Raw genomic sequence first — 24524 nt, 5'->3', positions numbered from 1 at the left:
CGATTGATCGCATTGTTCTCACTTCGGTCAGATCGATCAGTAAGTCACGGTAACAGTGACAACATCCGTGTAGGTGCCCGGAGCTGGAGCTTCTTGCTCAGGAACCTGACCAAAGACGGTGTATAGCTGTTCGGATCCTGTGCCGGTGCCTGAAGCCGTATCGGTTCCGACTGTGTTGCCCCACACATCAGTGTGGCCTCCCTCGGTATAGAGGGAATAGGTGACCGTCTCGGAGTCCGGGCCGGTCATGAAACGCGTAGCGACTGTTGCACCAGTGCCCTGGCCCTCGTCCAACCCGATGTCGTAAGTGGTTCCGCTTGTGCACTGAACTGCAATTTCACTCGAGGCTTCAACTGCAGTATCAATCACACCAGCGCTACCGAAATCCAGATCCGATGCAGAATTGATCTGACACTCGGCATTGATGGTGATTTGAACGTTGAACTGTGTGGTCGCTGTCTGTGCGGCGGCATAACTCGCCGATATCATCAAGACAGTAAAAAGGCTACCACGGGCAAGAAGACTGTTCCGCATAACTCCTCCCTGACTCATCGTTACATTCGAAGGACACATACATACAAATGTATCGCCTCACTACAATTCCCGCTCAACGCATAATGTTCACACTCAACGCTGAAATGGCTCCCAGTCACCCATCGGAAAACTCCATGTGACGCTAGCGACCTATAAATACCAAAGCCAACCAGGAGAGCCAAATAGCAAGCCCCGGAACTTTGCTGGAATATTGCAGGTTCCTGGCAATTACACGCTGTCTGTCAAGCATTTAAACCATTTCCCTGAACCGAAGTGTAGCAAAAGATTTCGACAATGCCATAAAGACAGAAACAACTAACCGGCAACTCACCTGAAGCACCAATACTGACCTTGTAAACCGAAAAATCTATACAAAATTTAAATAATTGAAAGAATATGTAACTCAAGTATCACAAAATTATCGAAGCCACTGTATTTGGATTGGAGGGTGTTCAAAACTCTGTGACAGCACAGACACAAAGCACCACCTGAGCCTCCCCACCAACAACTTAAGCCCCAAAGTGAGGTTAACCCCTAATGAATCTTGCCTTGAGACTCTAGAGGAGACCGAATCCCAGCCGAGCTGTTGGAAATCAGATTGTCCCGCCTGGTTTTTCCTTACCCGAAGAAACCCTGGCAATGGTCATACCAATACTGAACTGGATTGTTACTGCGATTGTTGCGGCGATTCTTTCAGCAATAACATTGACGAATAAAGTCAGCCGCAGAATACAACCTGGCAGAATACAACCTATTCGTGTTCCACTCAGTGACGTTGTCTGGACCCTGGCCGTCGCTTCCGATCCGATTTTCCTGGAGAGATGACACCAGTGCCATGCTCCACCGCTCACCCCGGCTTGTGCTCTCACTTACGCAGCGCCTTGTGCTCCCAACCGAGGAAACGCAAACCTACCGCTGACAGACCCTGCATGGATTCGCCTACTCACCCTCTACGCTACAGCCGCGCATAATTGAGTATATGTTCAACATATGCGAGGATCGGTGGGATCATCAATGGAGTTGAATAGTGCCGCCTTCCACCACAAACAACAGCAAACGACCCAGCGTCACTGAGTATCTTGCTCAAGCCATATTTTCCGGCCACTACAGGCCCGGCGACCTGGTTCCCAAGGAAGTGGATCTTTCGGCACAGTTCTCGCTCAACCGCTCCGCCGTACGCAGTGATATTCGCCAACTGGTCGATGCCGGTATCATCGAACGTATTTCAGGCCATGGCACGCGTGTCCGCAACTTCGAGGCCTGGAACATTCTCGATCCGCAGGTCACGGACTGGATGACACGATATGCGGCGCCGAACCCGGATATTCAGCGCGAGATTCTCGCCTTCCGACTCGATGTTGAACCCTGGGTGGCGATGACCGCTGCACGCCGCGCTACTGCGCGTGACCTGGTTGCCATTGAAGAGGCATTCGACGGCATGGCGCGCGAGATGAATGTCGCCGGCTCCGAGGTCAAGCGCCTGCACAGCGATCACGATATTGCCTTTCATGTTGCTATCTTCAAGGCGACGCGCAATATCGTCTGGTCGCAGCTCTCGCATATTCTGCGCCCTTCGATCTACCTGCTGATCGAGATGTCCAACGAGAGCTCCACCGATCCCGAGGCCAGTCTGGAACGCCACCGCGAGCTGATGGAAGCGATCCGCGCTCGCCAACCTCAGGCCGCCTTCCGCGCCGCCCAGGCGGTGCTCGATGGGACCGCCGAGGCGCTGGGCATCCAGCCGGGAGACTCGATTCTTGGTGGTGGTCTGGAGCTTCCGCCCTCCCCCTGATCGTCCTCTGACGTGCAAATGACAAACATGCAAACGGCGAGCAGGGCATTATGCCCTGCTCGCCGTTTGCATATGGCTACGTTCTCGCTATCTGATCAGCGTCGTTGGTAGCAGTCAGCCCCTGGCACGCCTGGTCTGTTTCCAGCGGTCAAACATCACCGCCAGCAATAGGATCGCGCCACGCACCAGGTACTGGTAGAAGGTCGGCACATTGAGCAGGCCCATGGCGTTCTGTACACAGCCCATGATCAACACCCCCACCAGCACGCCGGTAATCGAGGCCACACCACCGGACAGTGCCACGCCACCGAGTACGCAGGCAGAGATCACCGCCAGCTCAAGACCCAGCGCCGTATTGGGATCACCCAGACCCATGCGTGATGTCAGCAGCACCCCGGCAACCCCCGCGACCACGCCTTGCAGGCCGAAGACAATAATCTTCAATCGGCGTACGTTGACCCCTGCCAACGCAGCCGCTTCTGCATTGCCGCCCGTGGCCAACACATTACGCCCGAAGGAGGTCATGTTGAGCAGTACACCAAACACCACGAAACACACGATCATCGCCCAGACCGGCAGCGTCAGGCCGAGAAAGGAGGCACTGCCCAGATCGAAGAAGCCCGGGACGGTAATCATCACCGCATCACCGCCGGAGGTGATGTAAGCCAGGCCACGCACGAACTCCATCGCTGCCAACGTCGCGATCAACGAATTGATGCCGAAACGTGCGACCACAAAGCCGTTGAAGGCACCGACCACTCCTCCGGCCAGAACCCCCGCCATCACACCGATGAAGACGCTGCCTGACGTTGTCGTAGCAACCGCAGCCACCACGCCGCTGAAAGCGACAATGGAGGCCACCGATAGATCGACTTCTCCAAGCGCCAACACCAGCATCATGGTAGTGGCGATAGTGCCGATGACAGTGACCGACAGTAGTAGACCAACCATATTGCGGCTGGTCAGGAAGTCGGGGATCAGCACCGAAAGGCCGATGAACAGCAGAATGAAGACGGCAATCAGGCCTGACGTATCCAGCAGAGTACGCAAAGGCTTCGCCAGCCCCTGACGCCCCTTGGCATGGGGAGCCTGAGCGGTTTCGCCTTCAGCGAGGCGTTGAGTTGTCATGGAATCTTCGCTCATTGTTTTCAAGGAATTGATCGTTGTTGAAGGAAGGGGCGTTGTTCAATGAATGGATCGTTGGCAAAAGGGCCCGTGGTGCAGCAAGTACAAGAGCCTCATCGCCATCAGCTCGGCAACGCGAGGCTCAACAGCCGTTCAGGCGTCGCCTCGTCACGCGGCACGATTTCGACCAACTCGCCATCACGCATGACCCCCACGCGATCACAGATAGCACTGATCTCCGCCAGGTCACTGGAAATCACCACCACGCCTTTGCCGTCTTCCGCAAGGTCATACAACAAGGTGTAGATGTCCCTGCGTGCGCCCACATCGATGCCTCGCGTTGGCTCATCCATCACAAACAGCTCGATCTGCTCTGACAGCCAGCGTGCCAGAATGACCTTCTGCTGATTGCCACCGGAAAGCGTTGCGATAGGTGTGCGCGGCCCAGGCGTCTTGATACTGAGCTGGCGGATATATTGCTGGGTGTTGTCGAGTTCGCGCCTGGTGTGGCGCATCCAGCCGAAGCGTTTAAAGAAACGCCGACAGCTTATATTGAGGTTGTCAGATACGCTGGCGACGGGGAATATGCCCTGAGACTTGCGATCCTCGGGGCACATCGCCAGCCCGGCGCGGATAGCGTCTCGCGGTGTCGCAAAACGCTGCTCTCTGCCCTGAAAGTGCACCTGCCCGGATTTCGGCGTTTCGACGCCACACACCAGGCGCATCAGTTCACTACGCCCTGCTCCCACCAAGCCGAAGAGGCCGAAGACCTCACCCCGGTGCACGTCGAAACTCACCGGTGCGGCCAGCCCTCGCCCTTCAATGTTGCCTACCGAAAGCAACACCTCTCCGGCGTCGCGGGATCGATAGCCATAGACGTCCTCGATATCACGACCCACCATCTCGCTGACCAGCATATCGTGGTCCAGCCCCTGCATATCGTCATGGGTACGAATGTGGCAGCCATCACGGAATACCGTGACCGCATCACACATCTCGAACACCTCTTCCATACGGTGAGTGACATACAGCACCACCCGCCCCTCGTCACGCAGACGTTTGACGATACGCTTGAGCTGGCGAATTTCCTGGATAGACAGGCTGCTGGTGGGCTCATCGAAGGCGATGACCCTGGCATCGCGCAACAGCGCGCGCCCGATCTCGATCATCTGCTGCTGGCCAATCGACAGGTCCCTGACCTTGGTAGCAGGATGCACTTCCGTCTCACCGAGATCCGCCAACACTTCTCGTGCCCTGCTGTAGAGACGCTTGCGATCCAGCAGGCCATTACGCTCCGGCAGTTGTCCGAGCAACAGGTTCTCTGCCACCGACAGGTTGGGCGATAACGTCAGCTCCTGGTAGATGATGGCAATACCCTGTGCCAGTGCTTCTCGTGCGTTGGAAAACACATGACGCTGACCATCCAGCCACACCGCTCCCGAACTGACTCGGTTAACGCCACTCAACACCTTGAGCAAGGTCGATTTCCCGGCACCGTTCTCGCCCATCAAGGCGTGGACCTCGCCGGCGCGAGCATTGAAGCTCACGCCGTCCAGAGCACGTACGCCAGGAAACTCGACGGTGATATTCTCGACGCGCAGAAAGGCATCCGACGCTGAACCCTGAACAGCGTCAGCCGCCGAGACTTCCTCAAAGGCCAAGCTCATCGCGCACCTGCTCCCAGTTTTCCCGTGTCATCAGAGTACCGGTTGTCTCGACATTGGCCGGCGGCTCAACGCCTTCGGTCACCCAGTTGTAGAGGTTGCTGGTGGTTTCGCGACCATGGGAGGTGGAACTGACAGCTACGGTGCCGTAGAAGCCGGTGGGATTCTGCCGTGAGAATTCGGCGAAAGCAGCCCCTGAGCCGTTGATACCCACTCCAATCACATCCTCAGGTGCCAGACCATACTGCTCCGTGGCACGTACTCCGCCCAGAACACTCTCTTCATTGAGCGCGTAGATGACCCAATGCTCGAAGTCGCCGTTCTGCGAAATGACCGGTGATGCCGCTGAGAAGGCACTGGCGGTATCGGTATTCTGCTGCGGAGCATCGAAGATGTTGCTCTCGGCGAAACCACTCTCCAGCAATGCCTCGGTCGCGCCATCCGTACGCTCTTTCGCCGTCGGCAGCTCATAGTTGGTGATACGCAACGCGGCAACTTCTTCGGGGTTCCAGCCACGCGCCTCCATCTCAGAGGCGATCGCGTTACCTACCTGCTGGCCGATCTTGAAGCCTGACATTCCGAGGTGTGGCACGCCCTCCATCGGCTCACCATCCGAGCCAACGAAGCGGTCATCAACGGTGACAACCTTCATGCCATATTGCTCTGCACGGTTCATGATCGCTGGCCCAAGGCGCACATCCGGAGGACAGATGACGAAGCCCTGTGCTCCCTGGGAATTGAGATTATCGATGGCGCTGAGTACCTGCTGCCCGTCCTCTCCGGCCAGGCGTACCACTTCAAACCCCTCTTCCTCGCCAAGTGCAGTAGCAGCTTTCTGCTCATTGATGAACCAGGCCTGTTCTGGCTTCTTGACGATAAATCCGAGTTTGACGTCGTCAGCAGCCTGACTGGCGGTGGCCGTCATCAGTGCCAGAGTGGCGGTCGTCAGAAGAAATAGGGGTCGCATCATTGTGCTCCTCTTTCGAGCGGGAATTATTGTTGTGGCTTCGGGAAAGGGATTGCCCACTACCCGACCTTCTCGAACTCTAGGCGCATGCCCAATAACCTCCAAATAGCATTTTAGACCTCTAGTAATACTTAATTGGTTATCACTTAGTGCCTAACGACCAGAATACGCCACCACACGCCAGAAGACCGCCTGCAGGCGCTGCGACTAAAGTGTGGGGAAGAATGTGAGTGAATTTGTCTGTGATGACCGACAGGCCGCGACTGGCGTTGTATACAACGCATCAGGCCCCGCATTGGCGGGGCCTGACAATCATCGAAAAATACGATGTCTGAGCTCGATCACCTGGTCGAGAACTCGTAACGTGTGTGGCTTTTATATGTTTCGCCAGCCGACAGCAGCGTTGAGGGAAAGTCCGGCTGATTGGGAGAATCCGGGAAGTGCTGGGTTTCCAAGGCGAGACCCGAGCGATGCTCATAAGGCTGCCCGGCTTTACCGACCAATGACCCATCAAGGAAGTTACCGGAATAGAATTGCACTCCCGGTTCAGTGGTGTAAACCTCCATGATCCGACCACTCTGCGGAGCTTCAACACGTGCCGCAAGCACCAGGCCTTCGGCATCGGAGCCGTTCTTGGCGTCAGAAGCATTATCGGCCAATACGAAGTTGTGATCGTAGCCTTTACCACGCTGCAATTGTTGGTCATCACCATCAATGCGCGATCCAACTGGCGTCGGCTCACGGAAATCGAACGCCGTGCCTTCTACCGAGCGAATCTCGCCGGTAGGTATCAATCCTTCATCCACCGGGGTGAATGCCTCAGCGTTCAGAGTCAATATGTGATCGAGGATGCCGCTCTGACCTTCAACTCCGCCTTCGCCTTCGAGATTGAAGTAACTGTGTTGCGTCAGGTTGATCGGCGTAGTCTCATTCGTCGTCGCCTGATAGCGAATATCCAGCGCATTATCATTGGTCAATGTGTAGCGAACCTGCGTTTCCAACTGACCAGGATAACCCTGGTCGCCATCTTCGCTGACCAGCGATAGAACCACGCCAACACCGTCTTTCGCATCTACCGCGCTCACCTGCCATAACCGCTGGTCAAAGCCCCGATCGCCCCCGTGCAGAGAGTTCTCGCCATCATTGGTCGGCACCTGGTAAGCCGTGCCGTCGATCTCGAACTGGCCGCCGGCAATACGGTTACCGTAGCGGCCTATGATGGCACCGAAATACGGATTGGCGGAACGGTACGCAGGGCTCAGGTAGTCCTCCAGACTATCAAAACCAAGCACCACATCCTCCGCATTACCTTGTGCATCAGGCACCTTGAGCGACACGATCGTCCCACCATAGGACATTACCGTCATCTCCAGGCCGTTGGCGTTGACGAGGAGATAGAGTTCCACCTCTCGCCCGTCAGGCAATTGGCCAAATGTCTTCGCCGTCACCCCTGCCACAGGGTCTCCACTCATATTCACGTCCTCACCAGGTGTTTTACTATCTGTCGTTCTACTATCTGTTGTTCTATTGCCCGCCGCATCACTGGCCCAGGCGGAAAGTGATAAACCGGCGGACATCGCGATACCCAGTAGACACAGGCTACGCGACAGGGGTGATGAACTCAGGGGCGATGAGCAAGGTGACAGCATTGGCGTTCTCCCGAAAACAAGAATCCTGCTGATAAATCAGCTGGTTCAGCGACGGTATTACCCTGGACATCCCGTGGGGTAACCGCTAATACTCCCTTGTCACATTTCCCATATTCATTTGGTTATCACAGCATGACGCGTACAGCAGATAAGGAAAACCTGGCCCCCGACTGGTATCTCGATGTCCGACTAAAGTTACGCCACCTTGAACTACTGGCGGCGCTCGATGACTACCGAAACCTGCACCGTGCAGCCGCCTGGCTAGGTGTTAGCCAACCTGCCGCGTCAAAGTTGCTCGGCGAACTTGAGCTTCGGCTGGGATTGAAACTCTTCGAGCGCCATTCGCGAGGCCTGGAACCCAACTGGTACGGCGAGATCATGGTGCGCCATGCCCGCAATATGCTGTCGTCACTCAAGCAGACCGGGGATGAGCTCAATGCCCTGCGTGCCGGCAATACCGGCACCGTCGCGGTGGGAACCGTGATGGACCCCACGGTAACCCTGCTCACCCAGGCGCTGGAAGAGACACGACTCGACCTCCCGGGACTCAAGGTCAGTGTCGATGTCGATGTCAGTCAGGCGCTGATTCCCAGGTTGTTGAGTGGCGAGCTCGACCTTGCCCTGTGTCGTATCCCGGCAGGCTTCAATGCAGCGGATTTCGTGTTTGAGGAAATCGGCGAAGAAGCCACCTGTATCGTATGTCGCCATAACCATCCGCTGACGGCATCCAGCAGCCCGGAGCTTGGGGCAATGATGCATTACCCCTGGGCACTACAACCTTCCGGATCGCTGATGCGCCAACGCTTCGATTACTTGCTGATGTACCACGGCCTGACGCCACCAATGCAGATCGTCGACACCTCGGACATTCTGGTATCCCTCTCACTGGTCGCAGCGACCGACACCTTGACGGTGACCACACAGGAAGTCGCGGGCCTGCTGTGCGACCCAGCCCGCTTTCGTCTGTTGCCAACACGCGAGGCAGTGAGCGTGCAACCCTACGGTCTGGTCACACTACGAGAGACACGCCCCTCACCGGGTGCGGCAGCCTTGAGCACCAGGCTACGCGATGTTATCCGTCGCCAGAGCTGGCGTCGTCCGTCACGCTGAGCGCCTGCTCATCTATCGATGAAGTCCTCGACCTGATGCCGCTCCCCCAGCATCAGCGCATCGGCGACATGGCGCAACGGTGTGATATCCATATCGCTGATGCCGCGCTCCAGCAGATCGCGGAAGTGCGCGTATACGCCCTGATATTCGCGCTCAGGTTCGTCGATCACTACCTCACCATTGATGATCAAGCGTGCCCCGCCATTTTCCAGGGCCAGTGCGCCACGCTCGGTATCAAAGGTCATGTTCCAGCTGGGCGGATCTTCATGACGAAAATCAAAGTCAGCGCTGATCTTCCGTTGTGGGTTCAGGTGAAGATCAGCCAACCGATAGCCCAGCCTGGCAGCAATCGGTGTCTGACAGTTGGCCGGCACCTCCAATTCGGCCCGGCTGAGGAAGAACGGCTCGCCGAGCAAATGAGTCAGAATCGACAGCGCATTGATGCCGGGGTCGAACACTCCCATGCCACCGGCTTGCCACAACCATGCCTGCCCCGGGTGCCAGACATGTACATCCTCGTGCCAGTGAATCGCCACCGAGTTGATCTGATTTTCCGCCAGCCATTGATGGGCTCGAGCGATACCAGGTGCAAAGCGTGAGTGCCAGGCAGCGAAAAGTACCCGCCCTTCCAACACTGCGTATTCCTTGAGGTCCTCGACCTCTGCCAGAGTGGTTGCCGGCGGCTTCTCCAACAGTACCGCCTTGCCTCTGCTCATCGCCTCACGCGCCAATCGATGACGCAGGTGTGCCGGGGTGCAGATCGCCACGGCATCAATATCAGGGTGCGCATCCAGCATTGCGGCCAGATCCGCGAAGCCCGGTACGCCTTTCAGCTTCGCACTATTCGCTGGCACATGGGGATCGGCATAGGCCACCAGTTCCAGCCCTTCGGTCGCCTCGATGGCAGTGAGATGTTGATCCTGAACGATCTTGCCTGCCCCAACGAGTCCTATACGAAACACCGACATGAACTGCCCCCAACATCGATAGCAAAATGTGAAAGGTAAATACAAAAATCGTCGCGCAGTCTAACTGTCGCTCCAGGCACTGACCACATTCAGGTGCTGACCACTTTCAGGCGCTGGCCAGTTCCAGCGACTGCCCTGTCCAATGCTGGAAGGCCTCGACCACGGTATCGGCCAACGCATCGCTGGCGGAGTTACTACCGGGATGCCGCAGCATCAGTACCTGATACTTGCCCAACGCAGGCAAGCCAGCGCTCTGGTCTATACACTTGAGCGGTGGTTCGACCATGCTCGCCGGTAATGTCGAGATTGCCAGGTCCGCCCACAACGCAGCGCAATGGCCTGCGGTGTTCTCGCTGACATACGCAATACGGTAGTCGATACCAGCGGCATCGAGCGCCGACAATGCCATGCGACGCCAGGCACAGCCGTGGTTGGACAGTGCCAACTGCAATGGCCGGCGCTCGCTAGCCATGCCTCCGCGGCGTCCGGCCCACACCAGTGATTCCGAGTGCACTACCTCGCCACGATCTCCCGGCATTCCGTCAGTACCCGATGTCATCAACGCAACGTCCAGCTCACCAGCATCGAAACGTCTCATCAGGTCCAGGCTAGGTGCAACACTCACGTCCACCTGCACAGATGGATGGGAACGTGCAAAGCGCGATAGCACCTGAGGCAACAGCCGCGTCCCAACGTCATCCGCAGTCCCCAGGCGCACCGTTCCCTGCAGCGCAGGACACAGAAACTGCTCGACAGCTTCCTGGTTGAGATTCAGCAGACGGCGGGCGTAACGCAGTAGGGTTTCCCCCTCGCAGGTGGTGCTTACCCGACGTGCCTCACGAATCAACAGTGTCTTGCCAAGCGTCTCTTCGAGACTCTTGATCTGCATGCTCAACGCCGATGGTGTGCGATGCACCTGATGAGCTGCGCGCGAGAAGCTGCGATTTTCAACAATGGCAACAAAGTTGCGAAGTACATCCAGGTCAAGCAGTGGCAGCGGCGCCTGCCAACCCGGGCCGTTGGGTACCGACATGACCGACTCCTCAATTTTTCTGAAAATTGAGTGTAGTAAGTTTTGCTGGATTGAACAATGTATGACGCCGAAGCTGCTGATGTAGATCGCAGCCCGAATCACCGGGCCACGATCACAACATCAGCAACAGGAGTCATGAGCATGCAACCGAACATCAATCAGTCAGCGAAAGCCACTGCCGGAAAACCACCGATCGAGCACCAGAAGCCACTTAATCGCATGCCGGAAGTGATCATGCCTGCCATGCCACCACTAGGGTTGATCATGGCCATTGAAAACTGGGTCAAACGCCGGGTTGTGGCGTGGCGCGGGCGGCGACAGCAAAGAGCCGCAGCCCGCGAAGCCGGTAATCTGGATCATCGTATGCGGCGTGATATCGGAATCGATCAGTGATTGTCACGCGGCGGCGAGCGCCTGGCGACATCGCGATAATGATCGGCACCGCGCAGCGTCATGCCCCGATCCAGCGGCTCGACCAGAGTACGCTGGATCTCCTGCCACGGAGTCTGGTGGCCGGGATAGGCATAACCACCATGACACTTGAGCTGCTCACGGCGGCTGGTCAGTTCTTGATCGCTGACCAGCAGCCGCACCTCGCCACGCCCGAGGTCGACGCGCAACCGATCACCACTCTGCAACAACGCGAGCGGGCCACCGGTCGCCGCCTCGGGAGACGCATTGAGTATCGAGGGCGACCCCGAGGTACCCGACTGGCGGCCATCACCGAGGCACGGCAACGAATCCACTCCCTGACGAATCAAGGCCTCCGGCGGTTGCATATTGACGACCTCAGCACCGCCGGGGTGACCCACAGGCCCGGCTCCACGCATAACGAGAATTGTCGTGGCATCGATGCCAAGTGCAGGATCGTCAATGCGTGCGTGATAGTCCTCTGAGCCATCGAAGACAACGACCTTGCCCTCGAAGGCATCCGGATCATCCGGGTTCTCCAGAAAACGGCGACGGAAGTCCGCGGAAATCACACTGGTCTTCATCAACGCCGAATCGAAAAGATTGCCCTTGAGATTGATGAACCCCGCCCGTGTTGTCAGCGGATCAGCGAAGCGGCGAATGACATCGTCATCCTGAGTCTCGCAATCGCTGACGTTGTCGGCCATGGTCCTGCCATTGATGGTCAGCGCCTCACCGTGAATCATGCCCTGCTTGAGTAGCTCGGCAGTGACAGCGGGAACGCCACCGGCGCGGTGAAACTCCTCGCCCAGGTAGACACCAGCAGGCATGACATTGGCCAGCAGAGGCACCCGGTGCCCCAATTGTTGCCAATCGTCATTATCCAGCGGCACACCAGCATGACGGGCAATGGCATTGACGTGCACCGGTGCATTGGAGGAACCGCCCAACGCCGAGCACACCACGATAGCGTTCTCGAAGGCCTCACGCGTGAGGATATCCAGCGGACGCAGGTCCTCCCAGACCATCTCCACTGCACGCTGGCCGGTGTCATAGGCCACCATCGAGCGTTCCTTGTACGGCCCTGGAATCATCGCCGATCCCGGCAGGCTCATACCCAACGCCTCGGCCATCGAGTTCATGGTTGAGGCCGTGCCCATGGTATTGCAGTGCCCAACCGACGGCGCGGAATCAGTTGCCGTGGACAGGAACTCGGCATAGTCAATTTCACCGGCAGCGAGACGCTTGCGCAGCTCCCAGATGATAGTGCCCGAACCGACGCGCTGATTGCCGTGCCAGCCGTTGAGCATCGGCCCGCCGGACAGCACGATAGCGGGAATATTCACCGTCGCTGCCGCCATCAGGCAAGCTGGGGTAGTCTTGTCGCAACCGGTGGTCAGGACCACGCCATCCAACGGATATCCGTGAAGGACCTCAACCAGCCCCAGATAGGCCAGATTGCGATCCAGCGCCGCCGTCGGACGGCGGACATTCTCATGAATCGGATGCATGGGAAATTCAAACGGCACCCCACCCGCCGCTCGGATGCCGTCCTTGACCCGCTTGACCAACTCAATGTGATGGCGGTTGCAAGGCGTCAGGTCCGAGCCCGACTGGGCGATGCCGATGATCGGGCGTCCCGAGGTCAGCTCATCCAGGGTCACGCCATAGTTCATATAGCGTTCGATGCACAGCGCCGTGGTTCCCGGATGCTCGGCATTGTCGAACCACCAGCGCGAGCGCAGCTGATCGGGCGTCAAACGTGGACGTTGGGTCATGGAATCCCCTTGGCTTCGAGCAGATATCAATGTGAGTGGCGCGGTACTTCAGACCCTCGACAGCCTACAAGGAAGTCGAAGTCACAGCCTTCGTCAGCTTGCAACACTCGTTCGATATATAGCTGACGATAGCCACCCGTCGAGGCAATTTCACGCGATGCCGCGGTGGGATCGGCTTCTGCCAGGCGTGTCTGAAGCTCTTCGTCACTGATATCCAGATGCAGCTTGCCCGCATAGGCATCCAGTTCAACCCAGTCACCATTACGCACGGCAGCCAACGGCCCGCCCGCAGCAGCTTCCGGTGCGACGTGAAGCACTACTGTGCCGTATGCGGTGCCACTCATGCGCGCATCAGAGATGCGAACCATGTCCTTGACGCCTTTTTCCAGCACCTTCGCTGGCAACCCCATGTTGCCGACTTCCGCCATGCCGTGATAACCACGGGGCCCGCAGTGTTTCAAGACCAACACACAGCTCTCGTCGACGTCGAGATCCGGGTCGTTGATGCGTGCCTTGTAGTCGTCGAAATTCTCGAACACCACCGCACGTCCACGATGCTGCATCAACTCCGGACTGGCTGCTGATGGCTTGAGCACCGCGCCACGTGGCGCCAGGTTGCCACGCAGCACACACATGCCGCCATCCTCGACCAGCGGGTTGTCCAGGGTGCGAACGACCTCATCGTTGTAGATCGGTGCATCCTTGACGTTATCCCACAGGCTCTGGCCATTGACGGTCAGCGCATCCTTGTGCGGCAGACGGTCTGACTCACCAAGCCGGCGCAATACTGCGGGTAGACCACCGGCGTAATAGAACTCTTCCATCAGGAAACGCCCGGATGGTTGGAGATCCACGAGGGTCGGTGTACCGCGGCCAATGCGATTCCAGTCATCCAGCTCCAGCTCGACACCCATACGCCCGGCAATCGCCTTGAGGTGAATGACCGCATTGGTCGAGCCACCAATGGCCGCGTTGGTACGAATGGCGTTCTCGAACGCCTCACGAGTCAACACCTTCGACAGACGCAGATCCTCATGGACCATATCGACAATGCGATTGCCCGACAGGTGAGCGAGTACATAACGGCGCGAATCCACGGCAGGAATTGCTGCGTTATGAGGCAATGACGTGCCGAGGGACTCCGCCATGCAGGCCATGGTCGAGGCTGTGCCCATGGTGTTACAGGTACCCGCAGAGCGTGACATGCCCGCCTCGGCAGCCATGAAGTCATGGATCGAGATGCGACCCGCCTTGACCTCTTCGGAGAGCTGCCAGACCACGGTCCCGGAACCGATATCCTGCCCCTTGTGTTTACCGTTGAGCATCGGCCCGCCAGTCACAACGATGGTCGGAATATCACAGCTCGCCGCGCCCATCAAAAGCGCTGGCGTGGTCTTGTCACAACCGACCAGCAACACCACGCCATCCATCGGATTACCGCGAATCGCTTCCTCGACATCCATGCTCGCCAGGTTACGAGTGAACATCGCCGTAGGCCGCAAGTTGGACTCACCATTGGAGAACACCGGGAACTCGACGGGATAGCCACCCGCTTCGAGAATGCCCTTCTTGACGTGCTCGGCGATCTTGCGGAAATGCGCGTTGCATGGCGTCAGCTCCGACCAGGTATTGCAGATACCGATGATCGGCCTGCCATCGAACTCATGATCGGGAATGCCCTGATTCTTCATCCAGCTGCGATACATGAAACCGTTCTTGTCGGCGCTGCCGAACCACTGGGCGCTACGCAGTTGACGCTTGGCAGAGGATTCGTTGTCCCGGGCCATGGCAATGCTCCTCGGATGTCACGGTAGATAGATGCCACTTGTGCATTTCGTTTGCAGCAACCCTATCCCTCGGCTGGCCAAAAGTACACACATACGAAAGTATATGTTGAACATACTCTCTCAATGAGCAACATTGCCCTACCGCGTGATCCCCTGATCGGGGCCGCGTCGCAGGGACGTGACAATGGATCCATGACACTGCCGTGTGGATGACATCTGCATAACAACAGCAACACCTGACCGGAGAGCGACCATGAACAGAACGCTACCTACACTGATGCTGGCCTCTGCGGCGCTGTTGACCACAGCTGCCGCCCAGGCTGCCGCTCAAGATGAAAAGTACGAGTGGACTTTCCAGGCGTCCGAAACTGCTGGCGAGCCAAGCTTCAAGATCAAACAGCAATGGGCCGAGCGCATCGGCACCATGACCGACGGTCGAGTCAGCATCGAAGTGCTGCCGATCGGCGCGGTGGTCGGCCCGACCGAAACTCTTCAAGCCGTGTCCGCCGGCATCCTCCAGGGCCACATGACCGACCCCAGTTACTTCTCTGGATCAGACCCGGCATTCGGCATGATCGGCAACCTGGTCGGTGCGTGGAATAATCCCTATGACTTCCTCGAATTCATGAATACCGCAGGCGGTGAGGACCTTTACAACGAGCTGGTTGAGCCGTACGGCACTCACCTGGTAGCCGCTGCGACCTTCCCGCTGGAGTCGATCCCCTCCACCGTGCCCATCGAAAGCATGGACGACTTCCAGGGCCTCAAGATTCGTGCGCCCCAGGGCATGGTCTACAACATCTTCGAGCGTATCGGTGCCACCCCGGTCAACCTGCCGGGCTCCGAGGTCTATACCGGCCTCGAGAAAGGGGTCATCGATGCTGCTGACTCCACTGTACTCTCCAATAACGACGCCCAGGGCCTTCACTCCTTCGCCCCCTACCCGCTGTACCCGGGCTTTCATTCCATGCCGATGATCGCGATATCACTCAACAAGGAAATCTGGGACAGCCTCCCGGCTGATCTGCAGACGACTCTCGAGACTGCGTTTGATGGCATGGCCTACGACCTGATCGCGCGCCTCAAGGAGCAGGATATCGAGACTCTTGCACGCCTCAAGGAAGATCCGGACGTCCATCCGTTCGACCTGCCTGCAGAAGAGCGCCTCAAGTTCCGTCAGGCCGCTGAACAGGAATGGCAGGAATGGGCTGGCCAGAACGAGATGACCCAGAAGATCTACGACGCCACCACCAGCTTCCTGCGTGCGCGTGGCCAACTCTAGATTACCCCCCCCTCGATGCACCCCCAGTTTCTGTCCGGGGGTGCTCGGCTGTTCAGACAATCGTTGAGGATGTCTCATGAGTGACTCGACTCGTGAGCCGCAAGAGGGCACACCACCCGGCGGCGATACGATACCGAGCAAGGCCCCCGACCTGGTGCGCAGCGGTTTCGACCGGCTGGTGGTCAAGGCCGGCCAGACCGCGGCCTGGCTGGTGTGTGTGGCCATGGCGATCAGTGTCTACGAAGTCATCATGCGTTATGGCTTCAATTCGCCCACCTCCTGGGTCCACGAGAGTGTGGTCATGCTGGTGGCGGTAAGTTTCTGTCTCGGTGGACCCGTGGCACTCGCCAGCAATCGCCATATTCGCGTGCGAGTGCTGTATGACACGGTCGGCCCACGTTTTCGCCTGTGGCTGGACCGTTTCAATGACCTGGTCACCTTCGGTTTCTGCCTGGGCATGACCTACGCCGCTTATGTGATGTTCTGGGGCGCCTCACACAACCCGATGGGTGACTGGCAGCTGGAGCGCTCCGGTACCTCCTGGAATCCACCGTTTCCGGCGTTGATCAAGGGCATGATCCTGTTGGCGCTGGCGATCATGTGCATTCAGTCGTTGATTCATCTGTATCAGTCGCTCAAGGGCAAGCCTGCTCCGCTGCCTGATGATGAAGGAGCCGTGTGATGGGGATTGCAGAAGGAACCATGCTGCTGGTCGGGCTGATCTTCGCCCTGCTGATCACGGGATTGCCGCTGGCCTTCATCACCGGCCTGGTGGCGCTGGTCTTCACCTTCGGCTGGTTTGGCGGCAACGCGCTGCCGCTGGTCACCAGCCGGGTCTATGGTTTCGTTACCGAGTACTCGTTGGTGGCAGTGCCGATGTTCGTGTTGATGGCCTCGTTGCTGGACCGATCGGGGATCGCGAAAGACCTGTTCAATGCCATGCGTGTGTTTGCCGGCCGTCTGCCCGGTGGCGTCGCGGTGCAGACCATCGTGGTGGCGTTCTTCCTCGCCGCGCTGTCCGGCATCATCGGTGGCGAGATCGTGCTGCTGGGGATTCTGGCGCTACCGCAGATGCTGCGGCTGGGCTATGACAAGCACCTGTCGATCGGGGTGGTCTGTGCCGGCGGCGCATTGGGCACCATGATGCCGCCGTCGATCGTGCTGATCATCTATGGCCTGATCGCCAGCGTCTCGATTGCCGACCTGTTCACGGCGGCCATCACCCCGGCGGTGATCCTGATGCTGTCCTACATCGGCTATGTGCTGGTGCGCTGTCTGCGCGATCCCTCGATGGGCCCGCCGATGAGCGAGGCCGACCGCACCGAGGGCTTCTCCAACCGCTTCGAGGCGCTCAAGGCGATCATCGTTCCCGGTCTGATTGCCGGAATGGTGCTCGGCTCGATCTACGGTGGCGTGGCCTCGGTCACTGAAGCCGCGGCGATGGGCGTATTCGGGGTGCTGCTGGCGGTGATCCTGCGTGGCGAATATACCTTCCGCATGATGCACGAGAGCCTGTCCCAGACGCTGGTGACCTGCGGCATGATCATCTGGATCGGTATCGGTGCCGCAGCACTGGTCGGGGTCTATAACCTGATGGGCGGCAACCGTTTCATCTCCGGCATGATCATGGGGCTGGATGTGGCGCCGATCGTGATCATCCTGGTGATGATGGCGATCCTGCTGGTGCTGGGTATGTTCCTCGACTGGATCGGGGTGGCGATGCTGACCCTGCCGATCTTCGTGCCGATCATCACCCAGCTCGGTTACAGCCCGATCTGGTTCGGCATCCTGTTCGCGGTCAACATGCAGGTGTCGTTCCTGTCACCGCCGTTCGGCCCGGCGGCCTTCTATCTCAAGGGGGTGGCGCCACCGGAAGTCAGCCTCAAGGACATCTTCGTCTCGCTGCTGCCGTTCATTGCCCTGCAGCTCTGTGTGCTGGCCGCACTGCTGGTCTGGCCCAACATGGCCATGTGGCTGGTGTAATCCCCGATCTCGACGCAGACGTGTAGTCCATCACGTCTGCGTCGACCTCCTTCGATCAACAACATAAAGCAAGCGCCGCAAACCAACGCGTAATGGTTCCAGAAGCAAGAGCACCAGCGGCAAGGGGCTCCACCCAGGAACGGGTACTTCAAGAACAAGTTTCAAGAGCACGTGTTTCAAGAGCACGTGTTTCAAGAGCAAAGATGTCAATAACAATGCCAAGGAGGCTACCATGACGACGCGACGCCTGACCTATCTGGAAAAAGTCGGCTTCGGCAGCGGGGACATGGCGATCAACATCGTGATTTCTTCGATGTTCCTGATCATTTCGTACTTCTATACCGACATCTTCGGCCTCAAGCCAAGTCATATGGGAATTCTGTTTCTCGTGGCTCGCCTGGTCGATGCCGTCACCGATCCTCTCATGGGAATCGTCACGGACAAGTTCAACAGTAAGCATGGCCGCTACCGGCCCTACTTCCTGATCTTCTCGGTGCCGTTCGGTATTTCCGTTCTGCTGCTGTTCACTACGCCAGACTGGAGCTACAACGCCAAACTGGTATGGGCCTACTCCACCTACCTGTTTGTCACACTGATGTTCACGGCTGTCACAATCCCCTACATCTCACTGATTGGTGTGCTGACTCCTGACCCCAAGGAGCGCCTCTCCGCCAACGGTTACCGCCTGTTCTTCGCCAAGATAGCCGCATTTCTGGTCACCATCATCGTGCCCAAGCTGGCCGAGTATGTCGGTAACGGTAGTCTCGAGTTCGGTTACCAGGTGGCGATGGGGCTGATGGGTGGCCTGGCCACGCTGCTGTTCCTGTTCTGCTACTCGACCACCACAGAGCGTGTGCAACACACCATCGAAGACAAGCCCCTACGTACCCAGCTCGGCATTCTGCGCAAGAATGACCAATGGCTGGTGCTGTGCGCGGTGTGTTTCACCGGCACCATGGGGTATGTGATCCGCAGCTCGGTAGCCGCCTACTATGCCAAGTACTACCTTGGTGCGGACGCCACCATGCTGTCGGCATTTCTCACCACCGGTGTCACTGCAGCAATTCTTGCCATGGTCGCCTCGACCTGGATCACCAAGCGCTATTGCAAGATCCAGCTGTTCCGCTGGAGCCAATTGGCCGTCGGTGTCCTGAGCGTGCTGATGTTCGTCGCGGTAGGCCCCGGTGATGTTGCGCTGGCCTTCGTGCTGTATTTCCTGATTTCCTTCGTTGTTGATCTTCATGCTCCGGTGTTCTGGTCGGCCATCGCAGAAAGTGTCGACTATGGCGAAGCCAGAACCGGCAAACGCGTCTCGGGGCTGGCCTTCGGTGGTATATCCTTCTGCCAGAAGGCAGGCATGGGCGTTGCTGGCTTCATCGTTGGCCAGTTGCTCACGTACTTCAATTACGAAGCCAATGTCGAACAGAGTGCTTTTACGCTGACCGGCATCGCATTGATGCTGTCGATCATTCCGGGGGTCTTCCACACCCTGATGGGCAGCTTCATGTTCAAGTACCGCATCACCGATCGCTTCTATGAATCCTTGAAGATCGAGTCTGTGCAGAATGACCCCCTGAATAATGGCGCCCCAACAAGCGACAAACCGAATAACGAGCAGCCTCTGACGAGTGGCGGCAGTCCATCATGATCGCGGAATGTGGACAGGAGAATGCAATGAACAGGACACTTACTCCCTTGATCGAACAACGCGCAGACCCCTTCATCTATCGGCACGATGGTGGCTATTACTTCATTGCCTCCGTTCCTGCCTACGACCGGCTGGAACTGCGTTATGCCAGTACCATCGCTGGCCTGGCCGACGCCGACCCGGTCACCATCTGGGAAAAGGAAACAATTGGACCACTCAGCGAACTGATCTGGGCACCAGAACTGCATCGTCATCAAGGTAGCTGGTACGTCTACTTCGCCGCGGCACCCAGCCGCGAGATTCGCGATGGCCTGTTCCAGCACCGCATGTACTGCATCGCCACCAGCGCCAGTGATCCTCTGAATGCCGAGTGGAGCCACCCGCAGCGCATCGAAACCGGTATCGATAGTTTCTGTCTCGACGGCACAGCCTTTCATCACCGCGATGAGCTGTACTACGTCTGGGCACAGAAGGAACCCGGCATTCCCGGCAACACCAACCTCTACATCGCGCGAATGGCCGCAGCGGATACCCTCGAAAGTGCGCCGGTTCGCATCTCGATTCCCGAGTTTGAATGGGAAACCCGGGGGTTCATGGTCAATGAAGGACCCGCGGTGCTGATTCGCCATGGCCGGATACTGCTTACCTATTCGGCCAGCGCCACTGACGAAAATTACTGCATGGGCCTGCTATGGGCCGACGAGGATGCCGACCTACTCGATCCCGCCAGTTGGAAGAAGGCACAGCATCCGGTGTTCACCAGTGATGCCGAACGCTCAGTATTTGGTCCTGGACATAATAGTTTTACTATCGCCGAAGATGGTGTCACCGACATGCTGGTGTACCACGCCCGTACCTATACCGAGATCACCGGCGACCCACTCTGGGATCCCAATCGTCATACCTACGTTAAACCCATTGCCTGGGACAAGGACGGCTTCCCCCGTTTTGGTCGCCCGTCATTGGTGAAAGAGCCTACCGACGAGGATGGCAACCAGCACCAATGACTATGTACAACATTTGGATTTATTTATTGAACATGTCAACCTATCCCACATGCATCATCGGCGACCCGCTGAGGAGGAAATACTGATGCGCTTGATCCAATGCCTGCACGAAGGTCGCATTCATGCCGCTCTGGTAGAAGACGAGACCACTGTGCGCTTGGCCGATACTGATACTTACAGCCTCGCACGTGCGGCCATGGCTGCCGGCAAGTCCTTCAGCCAGGCCATCGAAGAGCGACTGACCAAGACACGACTGGACTATGCGGAGCTTGTCGAAGCTCAGCGCCTGATGCCGCCGCTGACGCATCCCGATGCGGCCCATTGCCTGGTCACTGGCACCGGTCTTACGCACCTCGGCAGCGCCGATACCCGTTCAGCCATGCATGCCAAGGCTCAATCTCAAGAGCAATCTCAAGAAGCCGAGGAACAACTGACCGACTCGATGCGCATGTTCAGGCTCGGTGTCGAAGGCGGCAAACCGGCAGACGGCCAGGTCGGTGCCCAGCCGGAATGGTTCTACAAGGGCGATGGCGACTGTGTGGTGGCCCCGGAAAGCCCGCTTCCCTGCCCCGGCTTCGCCGAGGATGCTGGTGAAGAGCCGGAGCTCGCCGGTCTTTATGTGATTGATGATCACGGCAACCCTCACCGTCTGGGCTTCGCCATCGGCAATGAGTTTTCCGACCACGTTACCGAGCGCTTCAACTATCTGTGGCTGGCCCACTCCAAACTGCGTGCCTGCAGTTTCGGACCTGAATTACTGGTCGGCGAGCTGCCTCGCCATCTTGAGGGCACCAGCCGCATCACCCGCAATGGCGAAACCTTGTGGGAGAAGCCGTTCCTCACTGGCGAGGACAATATGGCTCACAGCATTGCCAACCTCGAACATCACCACTTCAAGTATCGTGGGTTCCGCCGTCCCGGCGATGTTCATGTACACTTTTTCGGCACCGCCACCCTGAGCTTCGCCGACGACATTCGCGTCGAACCGGGTGATTGCTTCGAGATCGAGTTGCCGGCCTTTGGTCGCAGCCTGCGTAACCCGCTCGCAACACCGGATAACGACAATGATGTCGTTACCGTCAACGCGCTATAGACCTTGAATCGTAGACCTTGAGCCATAACCCTTGGGCTATGGCCCTCAAGTTCAGGATCTCTTTCACGACACAGGAGCTGATATGTCTCTCGAAGGCAAGCAACTGATTGGCGCCGACGCCGTACTGGCAACCGGCCGCCCCATCCATGCCATCAACCCGGCCACCGGTGAGCAGATGGAGCCGGCGTACCCCGGTGGTTCCAACGCCGAGGTCGAGCGTGCCTGTGAGCTGGCCTGGCAGGCTTTCGATGTCTACCGCGAAACTGGCCTCGAACAGCGTGCGGCATTCCTCGAAAGCGTCGCCGATGAGATCGAGGCCATCGGTGATGCACTGATCGAGCGTGCCATGGCCGAATCCGGCCTGCCGCGTGCCCGTCTCGAAGGTGAGCGCGGCCGTACCTGTGGTCAGCTGCGCCTGTTCGCTCGCGTAGTGCGCGATGGCGAATGGCTCGATGTGCGCATCGATCCGGCACTGCCGGAGCGTCAGCCGATGCCACGTGTCGACCTGCGTCAGCGTCATATCGGCCTCGGCCCGGTCGCCGTGTTCGGAGCCAGCAACTTCCCGTTGGCGTTCTCGGTCGCCGGTGGTGATACCGCCTCGGCGCTGGCTGCAGGTTGCCCGGTGGTGATCAAGGCGCATTCCGCTCATCCCGGTACCTCGGAGTTGGTCGGTCGCGCCGTGCAGCGCGCGGTACACAAGCATGAGCTGCCGGAAGGTGTGTTCTCACTGCTGTTCGGTTCCGGCCGTGAAGTCGGCCAGGCGCTGGTCGCCGATCCGCGCATCAAGGCAGTGGGCTTCACCGGCTCGCGTGCCGGTGGCACTGCACTGATGAAGACCGCCCAGAATCGCCCCGAGCCGATCCCGGTCTATGCCGAGATGAGTTCGATCAACCCGGTGTTCCTGTTGCCCGAGGCACTCAAGGCACGTGGCGCGGCGTTGGGTGAAGCCTTTATCGGTTCACTGACCATGGGCGCTGGCCAGTTCTGCACCAATCCTGGCCTGGTGATCGCCATCGAAGGTCCGGAACTGGATGCCTTCGTGGCGGCAGCCGGTGAGACCATCAAGGGCGCGGCGGCGCAGACCATGCTCACGCCGGGCATCTTCGAGGCCTATGAAAGTGGCGTCAGCGGTTTCAGTGCCAGCGACAAGGCCACTGAAGTGGCCCGTGGCCAGCGCGGCGAAGGCCCCAACCAGTGCCAGGCAGGCCTGTTCACGGCCCGGGCCGCTGACTTCCTCGCTGACGAGGCCCTGCAGGCCGAGATCTTCGGTTCCACCTCGCTGGTGGTGAAGTGCGCCGACCTCGACGAGGTCAAGCGCGTCGCCGAACATCTCGAAGGTCAGCTCACTGCCACGTTGCAGATGGACGACGCCGATGTTGATGTCGCTCGTCAACTGCTGCCGATCCTCGAGCGCCGTGCTGGACGCGTGATGGCCAATGGCTGGCCGACGGGTGTCGAGGTGTGCGATGCCATGGTTCACGGTGGCCCGTACCCGGCGACCTCGGATTCCCGCACGACATCGGTTGGCACCGCCGCGATCCATCGCTTCCTGCGTCCGGTGTGCTACCAGAGCCTGCCTCAGGCGCTGTTGCCCGAAGCCCTGCGCGACGGTAACCCGGCCAGCGTCAGCCGACTGGTGGATGGCAAACGCGAAGCTTGATGTCAGCCTGAACACTGGGCCGATGAACGCCCCGCAGCATTACCCTGCTGCGGGGCGTTTTTCTGCCTACTCGCTCCGCGGAACACTTACCTCTATCTCAACCTCTATCAACCGTGTCGGATAGGCCCTTCCTCCGACATTCACGCTGCAGCATCCACACAGAGCAAACTACTCTTCTCTACTCAGGCGCTACCCGCTATTCAGGTGCCACCCCTTCCGAAGCGTAGGATCACGCGACTTTTAATGTAGGACATTTCCCACAGCCTTCGAAAATTGACCCAGATCAATTATTCATTCCTGATGCATAGTATCTTCCATCTCGCCAACCTCAACGGCTCTGGGACACAACGTCCCACATATGATGCTGAAACGGGTACATGATTCTTGAATGACTGTTTTTATTGACCGTCATGAAAGCAGCATCGCTAAACCAGGACATTACCGAGAAAACCATATGAAAACTTCTATCAAGCTGGTTATGGCTTCCTGCTGTGCCTTGCTTTCTGGTAGCGCCTTGGCTGCTGATGGCACTATCGATATTACCGGCCGAGTCACCGACTCATCATGCACCATAGCCGTGGATGGTGGCTCTGCCAGCAGCAGCGTCGTACTACCAACGATATCGTCCACGTCACTGGCAACAGATGGCGCAGTGGCAGGTGCTACACCCTTTACCTTCAATCTGTCAGGCTGCCCGACAACAGGTAGTGCTCGCGCCTATTTCGAGTCGACAAATGTCGATATGGGTACTGGCTACCTGGTCAACAATGCGGCCTCCCCGGCTGAGAATGTCCAGGTTCAGATCGCCAATGCAAACGGAACATCCATTGACCTGCGCGACAACACCAACAACCCCTATGTCACTTTCGACTCTGGTAGTGCCAATATTACATACAACGCACAGTATGTAGCAGTTGGTGGTGGGGCCACCGCTGGTGATGTAGATACCCAGCTGGTTTATACCATGGAATACCCATAAGTTTATTTCTTCTTATATGGCAGCCAGGGAAGGCCGCCATTCTCGCTATCGAAA

General features: G+C 58.1%; 20 protein-coding genes. 11 read left to right on the top strand and 9 right to left on the bottom strand.

What is annotated here, in order from left to right; genetic code table 11:
• Positions 1 to 36: 36 nt before the first annotated feature.
• Positions 37 to 552 carry a Csu type fimbrial protein gene (locus tag AR456_RS09090; protein WP_202903977.1) on the bottom strand — a complete coding sequence of 172 codons (516 nt, stop codon included), beginning with the start codon at positions 550 to 552 and terminating at the stop codon, positions 37 to 39.
• Positions 553 to 1561: 1009 nt separating this feature from the next.
• On the opposite strand from AR456_RS09090, the gene AR456_RS09085 reads away from it, so the two are divergent.
• The gene (locus AR456_RS09085) at positions 1562 to 2326 is read left to right on the top strand and encodes a FadR/GntR family transcriptional regulator (RefSeq protein WP_021821138.1); all 765 of its coding nucleotides are present in this window, start codon (positions 1562 to 1564) and stop codon (positions 2324 to 2326) included.
• Positions 2327 to 2440: 114 nt separating this feature from the next.
• Here the strand turns inward: AR456_RS09085 and araH are convergent, their stop codons facing one another.
• The 4 genes from araH to AR456_RS09065 form a co-directional block, all read right to left on the bottom strand.
• On the bottom strand, positions 2441 to 3454 hold the full coding sequence (gene araH / locus AR456_RS09080; RefSeq protein WP_021821137.1) for an L-arabinose ABC transporter permease AraH: 1014 nt from the start codon (positions 3452 to 3454) through the stop codon (positions 2441 to 2443).
• A gap of 119 nt (positions 3455 to 3573) precedes the next feature.
• Positions 3574 to 5118 carry an L-arabinose ABC transporter ATP-binding protein AraG gene (araG, locus tag AR456_RS09075; protein ID WP_021821136.1) on the bottom strand — a complete coding sequence of 515 codons (1545 nt, stop codon included), beginning with the start codon at positions 5116 to 5118 and terminating at the stop codon, positions 3574 to 3576.
• Complete coding sequence (locus AR456_RS09070; protein ID WP_236995571.1) at positions 5102 to 6040, bottom strand: arabinose ABC transporter substrate-binding protein; 939 nt, start codon at positions 6038 to 6040, stop codon at positions 5102 to 5104. Before AR456_RS09070 ends, araG begins: the two co-directional genes overlap by 17 nt.
• Positions 6041 to 6423: 383 nt before the next feature.
• A complete protein-coding gene (locus AR456_RS09065; protein ID WP_021821134.1) occupies positions 6424 to 7554 on the bottom strand; it encodes an aldose epimerase family protein in 1131 nt (376 codons plus the stop codon).
• A 309-nt stretch (positions 7555 to 7863) separates the two neighbouring features.
• Here AR456_RS09065 and AR456_RS09060 point away from each other — a divergent pair, with 309 nt between their 5' ends.
• Positions 7864 to 8841 carry a LysR family transcriptional regulator gene (locus AR456_RS09060; protein ID WP_021821132.1) on the top strand — a complete coding sequence of 326 codons (978 nt, stop codon included), beginning with the start codon at positions 7864 to 7866 and terminating at the stop codon, positions 8839 to 8841.
• Between the two features lie 8 nt (positions 8842 to 8849).
• On the opposite strand, the gene AR456_RS09055 is transcribed toward AR456_RS09060, so the two are convergent.
• A complete protein-coding gene (locus tag AR456_RS09055) occupies positions 8850 to 9809 on the bottom strand; it encodes a Gfo/Idh/MocA family protein (protein WP_021821131.1) in 960 nt (319 codons plus the stop codon).
• A gap of 106 nt (positions 9810 to 9915) precedes the next feature.
• The gene (locus tag AR456_RS09050; RefSeq protein ID WP_021821130.1) at positions 9916 to 10842 is read right to left on the bottom strand and encodes a LysR substrate-binding domain-containing protein; all 927 of its coding nucleotides are present in this window, start codon (positions 10840 to 10842) and stop codon (positions 9916 to 9918) included.
• Positions 10843 to 10983: 141 nt separating this feature from the next.
• Here AR456_RS09050 and AR456_RS09045 point away from each other — a divergent pair, with 141 nt between their 5' ends.
• On the top strand, positions 10984 to 11235 hold the full coding sequence (locus tag AR456_RS09045) for a hypothetical protein (protein ID WP_021821129.1): 252 nt from the start codon (positions 10984 to 10986) through the stop codon (positions 11233 to 11235).
• Here the strand turns inward: AR456_RS09045 and AR456_RS09040 are convergent.
• Positions 11229 to 13031 (bottom strand): IlvD/Edd family dehydratase, encoded by a 1803-nt coding sequence (locus tag AR456_RS09040; RefSeq protein ID WP_021821128.1) that lies wholly within the window; start codon positions 13029 to 13031, stop codon positions 11229 to 11231. The genes AR456_RS09045 and AR456_RS09040 overlap by 7 nt on opposite strands.
• A 26-nt stretch (positions 13032 to 13057) precedes the next feature.
• Positions 13058 to 14818, bottom strand: a complete 1761-nt coding sequence (locus tag AR456_RS09035) for an IlvD/Edd family dehydratase (protein ID WP_021821127.1) — start codon at positions 14816 to 14818, stop codon at positions 13058 to 13060.
• Positions 14819 to 15071: 253 nt separating this feature from the next.
• On the opposite strand from AR456_RS09035, the gene AR456_RS09030 reads away from it, so the two are divergent.
• The 8 genes from AR456_RS09030 to AR456_RS08995 all read left to right on the top strand — a co-directional run bounded on the left by AR456_RS09030 (position 15072) and on the right by AR456_RS08995 (position 24470).
• Positions 15072 to 16100: a TRAP transporter substrate-binding protein gene (locus AR456_RS09030; RefSeq protein WP_021821126.1), complete on the top strand. Its 1029-nt coding sequence runs from the start codon at positions 15072 to 15074 to the stop codon at positions 16098 to 16100.
• Between the two features lie 76 nt (positions 16101 to 16176).
• Positions 16177 to 16782, top strand: coding sequence for a TRAP transporter small permease subunit (locus AR456_RS09025; RefSeq protein ID WP_021821125.1), 606 nt, complete (start codon positions 16177 to 16179; stop codon positions 16780 to 16782).
• On the top strand, positions 16782 to 18083 hold the full coding sequence (locus AR456_RS09020) for a TRAP transporter large permease (RefSeq protein WP_021817714.1): 1302 nt from the start codon (positions 16782 to 16784) through the stop codon (positions 18081 to 18083). Before AR456_RS09025 ends, AR456_RS09020 begins: the two co-directional genes overlap by 1 nt.
• Before the next feature lie 232 nt (positions 18084 to 18315).
• Entirely contained in the window at positions 18316 to 19731 is a 1416-nt protein-coding gene (locus AR456_RS09015) for an MFS transporter (protein ID WP_021821123.1), read from the top strand.
• Between the two features lie 26 nt (positions 19732 to 19757).
• Complete coding sequence (locus AR456_RS09010) at positions 19758 to 20738, top strand: glycoside hydrolase family 43 protein (protein ID WP_021821122.1); 981 nt, start codon at positions 19758 to 19760, stop codon at positions 20736 to 20738.
• A gap of 85 nt (positions 20739 to 20823) precedes the next feature.
• Complete coding sequence (araD1, locus tag AR456_RS09005) at positions 20824 to 21831, top strand: AraD1 family protein (protein WP_031208958.1); 1008 nt, start codon at positions 20824 to 20826, stop codon at positions 21829 to 21831.
• 82 nt (positions 21832 to 21913) lie between these two features.
• The gene (locus tag AR456_RS09000) at positions 21914 to 23491 is read left to right on the top strand and encodes an aldehyde dehydrogenase (NADP(+)) (protein ID WP_056932997.1); all 1578 of its coding nucleotides are present in this window, start codon (positions 21914 to 21916) and stop codon (positions 23489 to 23491) included.
• Between the two features lie 388 nt (positions 23492 to 23879).
• Positions 23880 to 24470: a fimbrial protein gene (locus AR456_RS08995; protein ID WP_202903974.1), complete on the top strand. Its 591-nt coding sequence runs from the start codon at positions 23880 to 23882 to the stop codon at positions 24468 to 24470.
• The last annotated feature ends 54 nt before the right edge of the window (positions 24471 to 24524 follow it).

It is taken from the genome of Halomonas huangheensis, from assembly GCF_001431725.1.
Lineage (GTDB): Bacteria > Pseudomonadota > Gammaproteobacteria > Pseudomonadales > Halomonadaceae > Halomonas > Halomonas huangheensis.
This window is presented reverse-complemented; position numbering and strand designations above follow the sequence as displayed.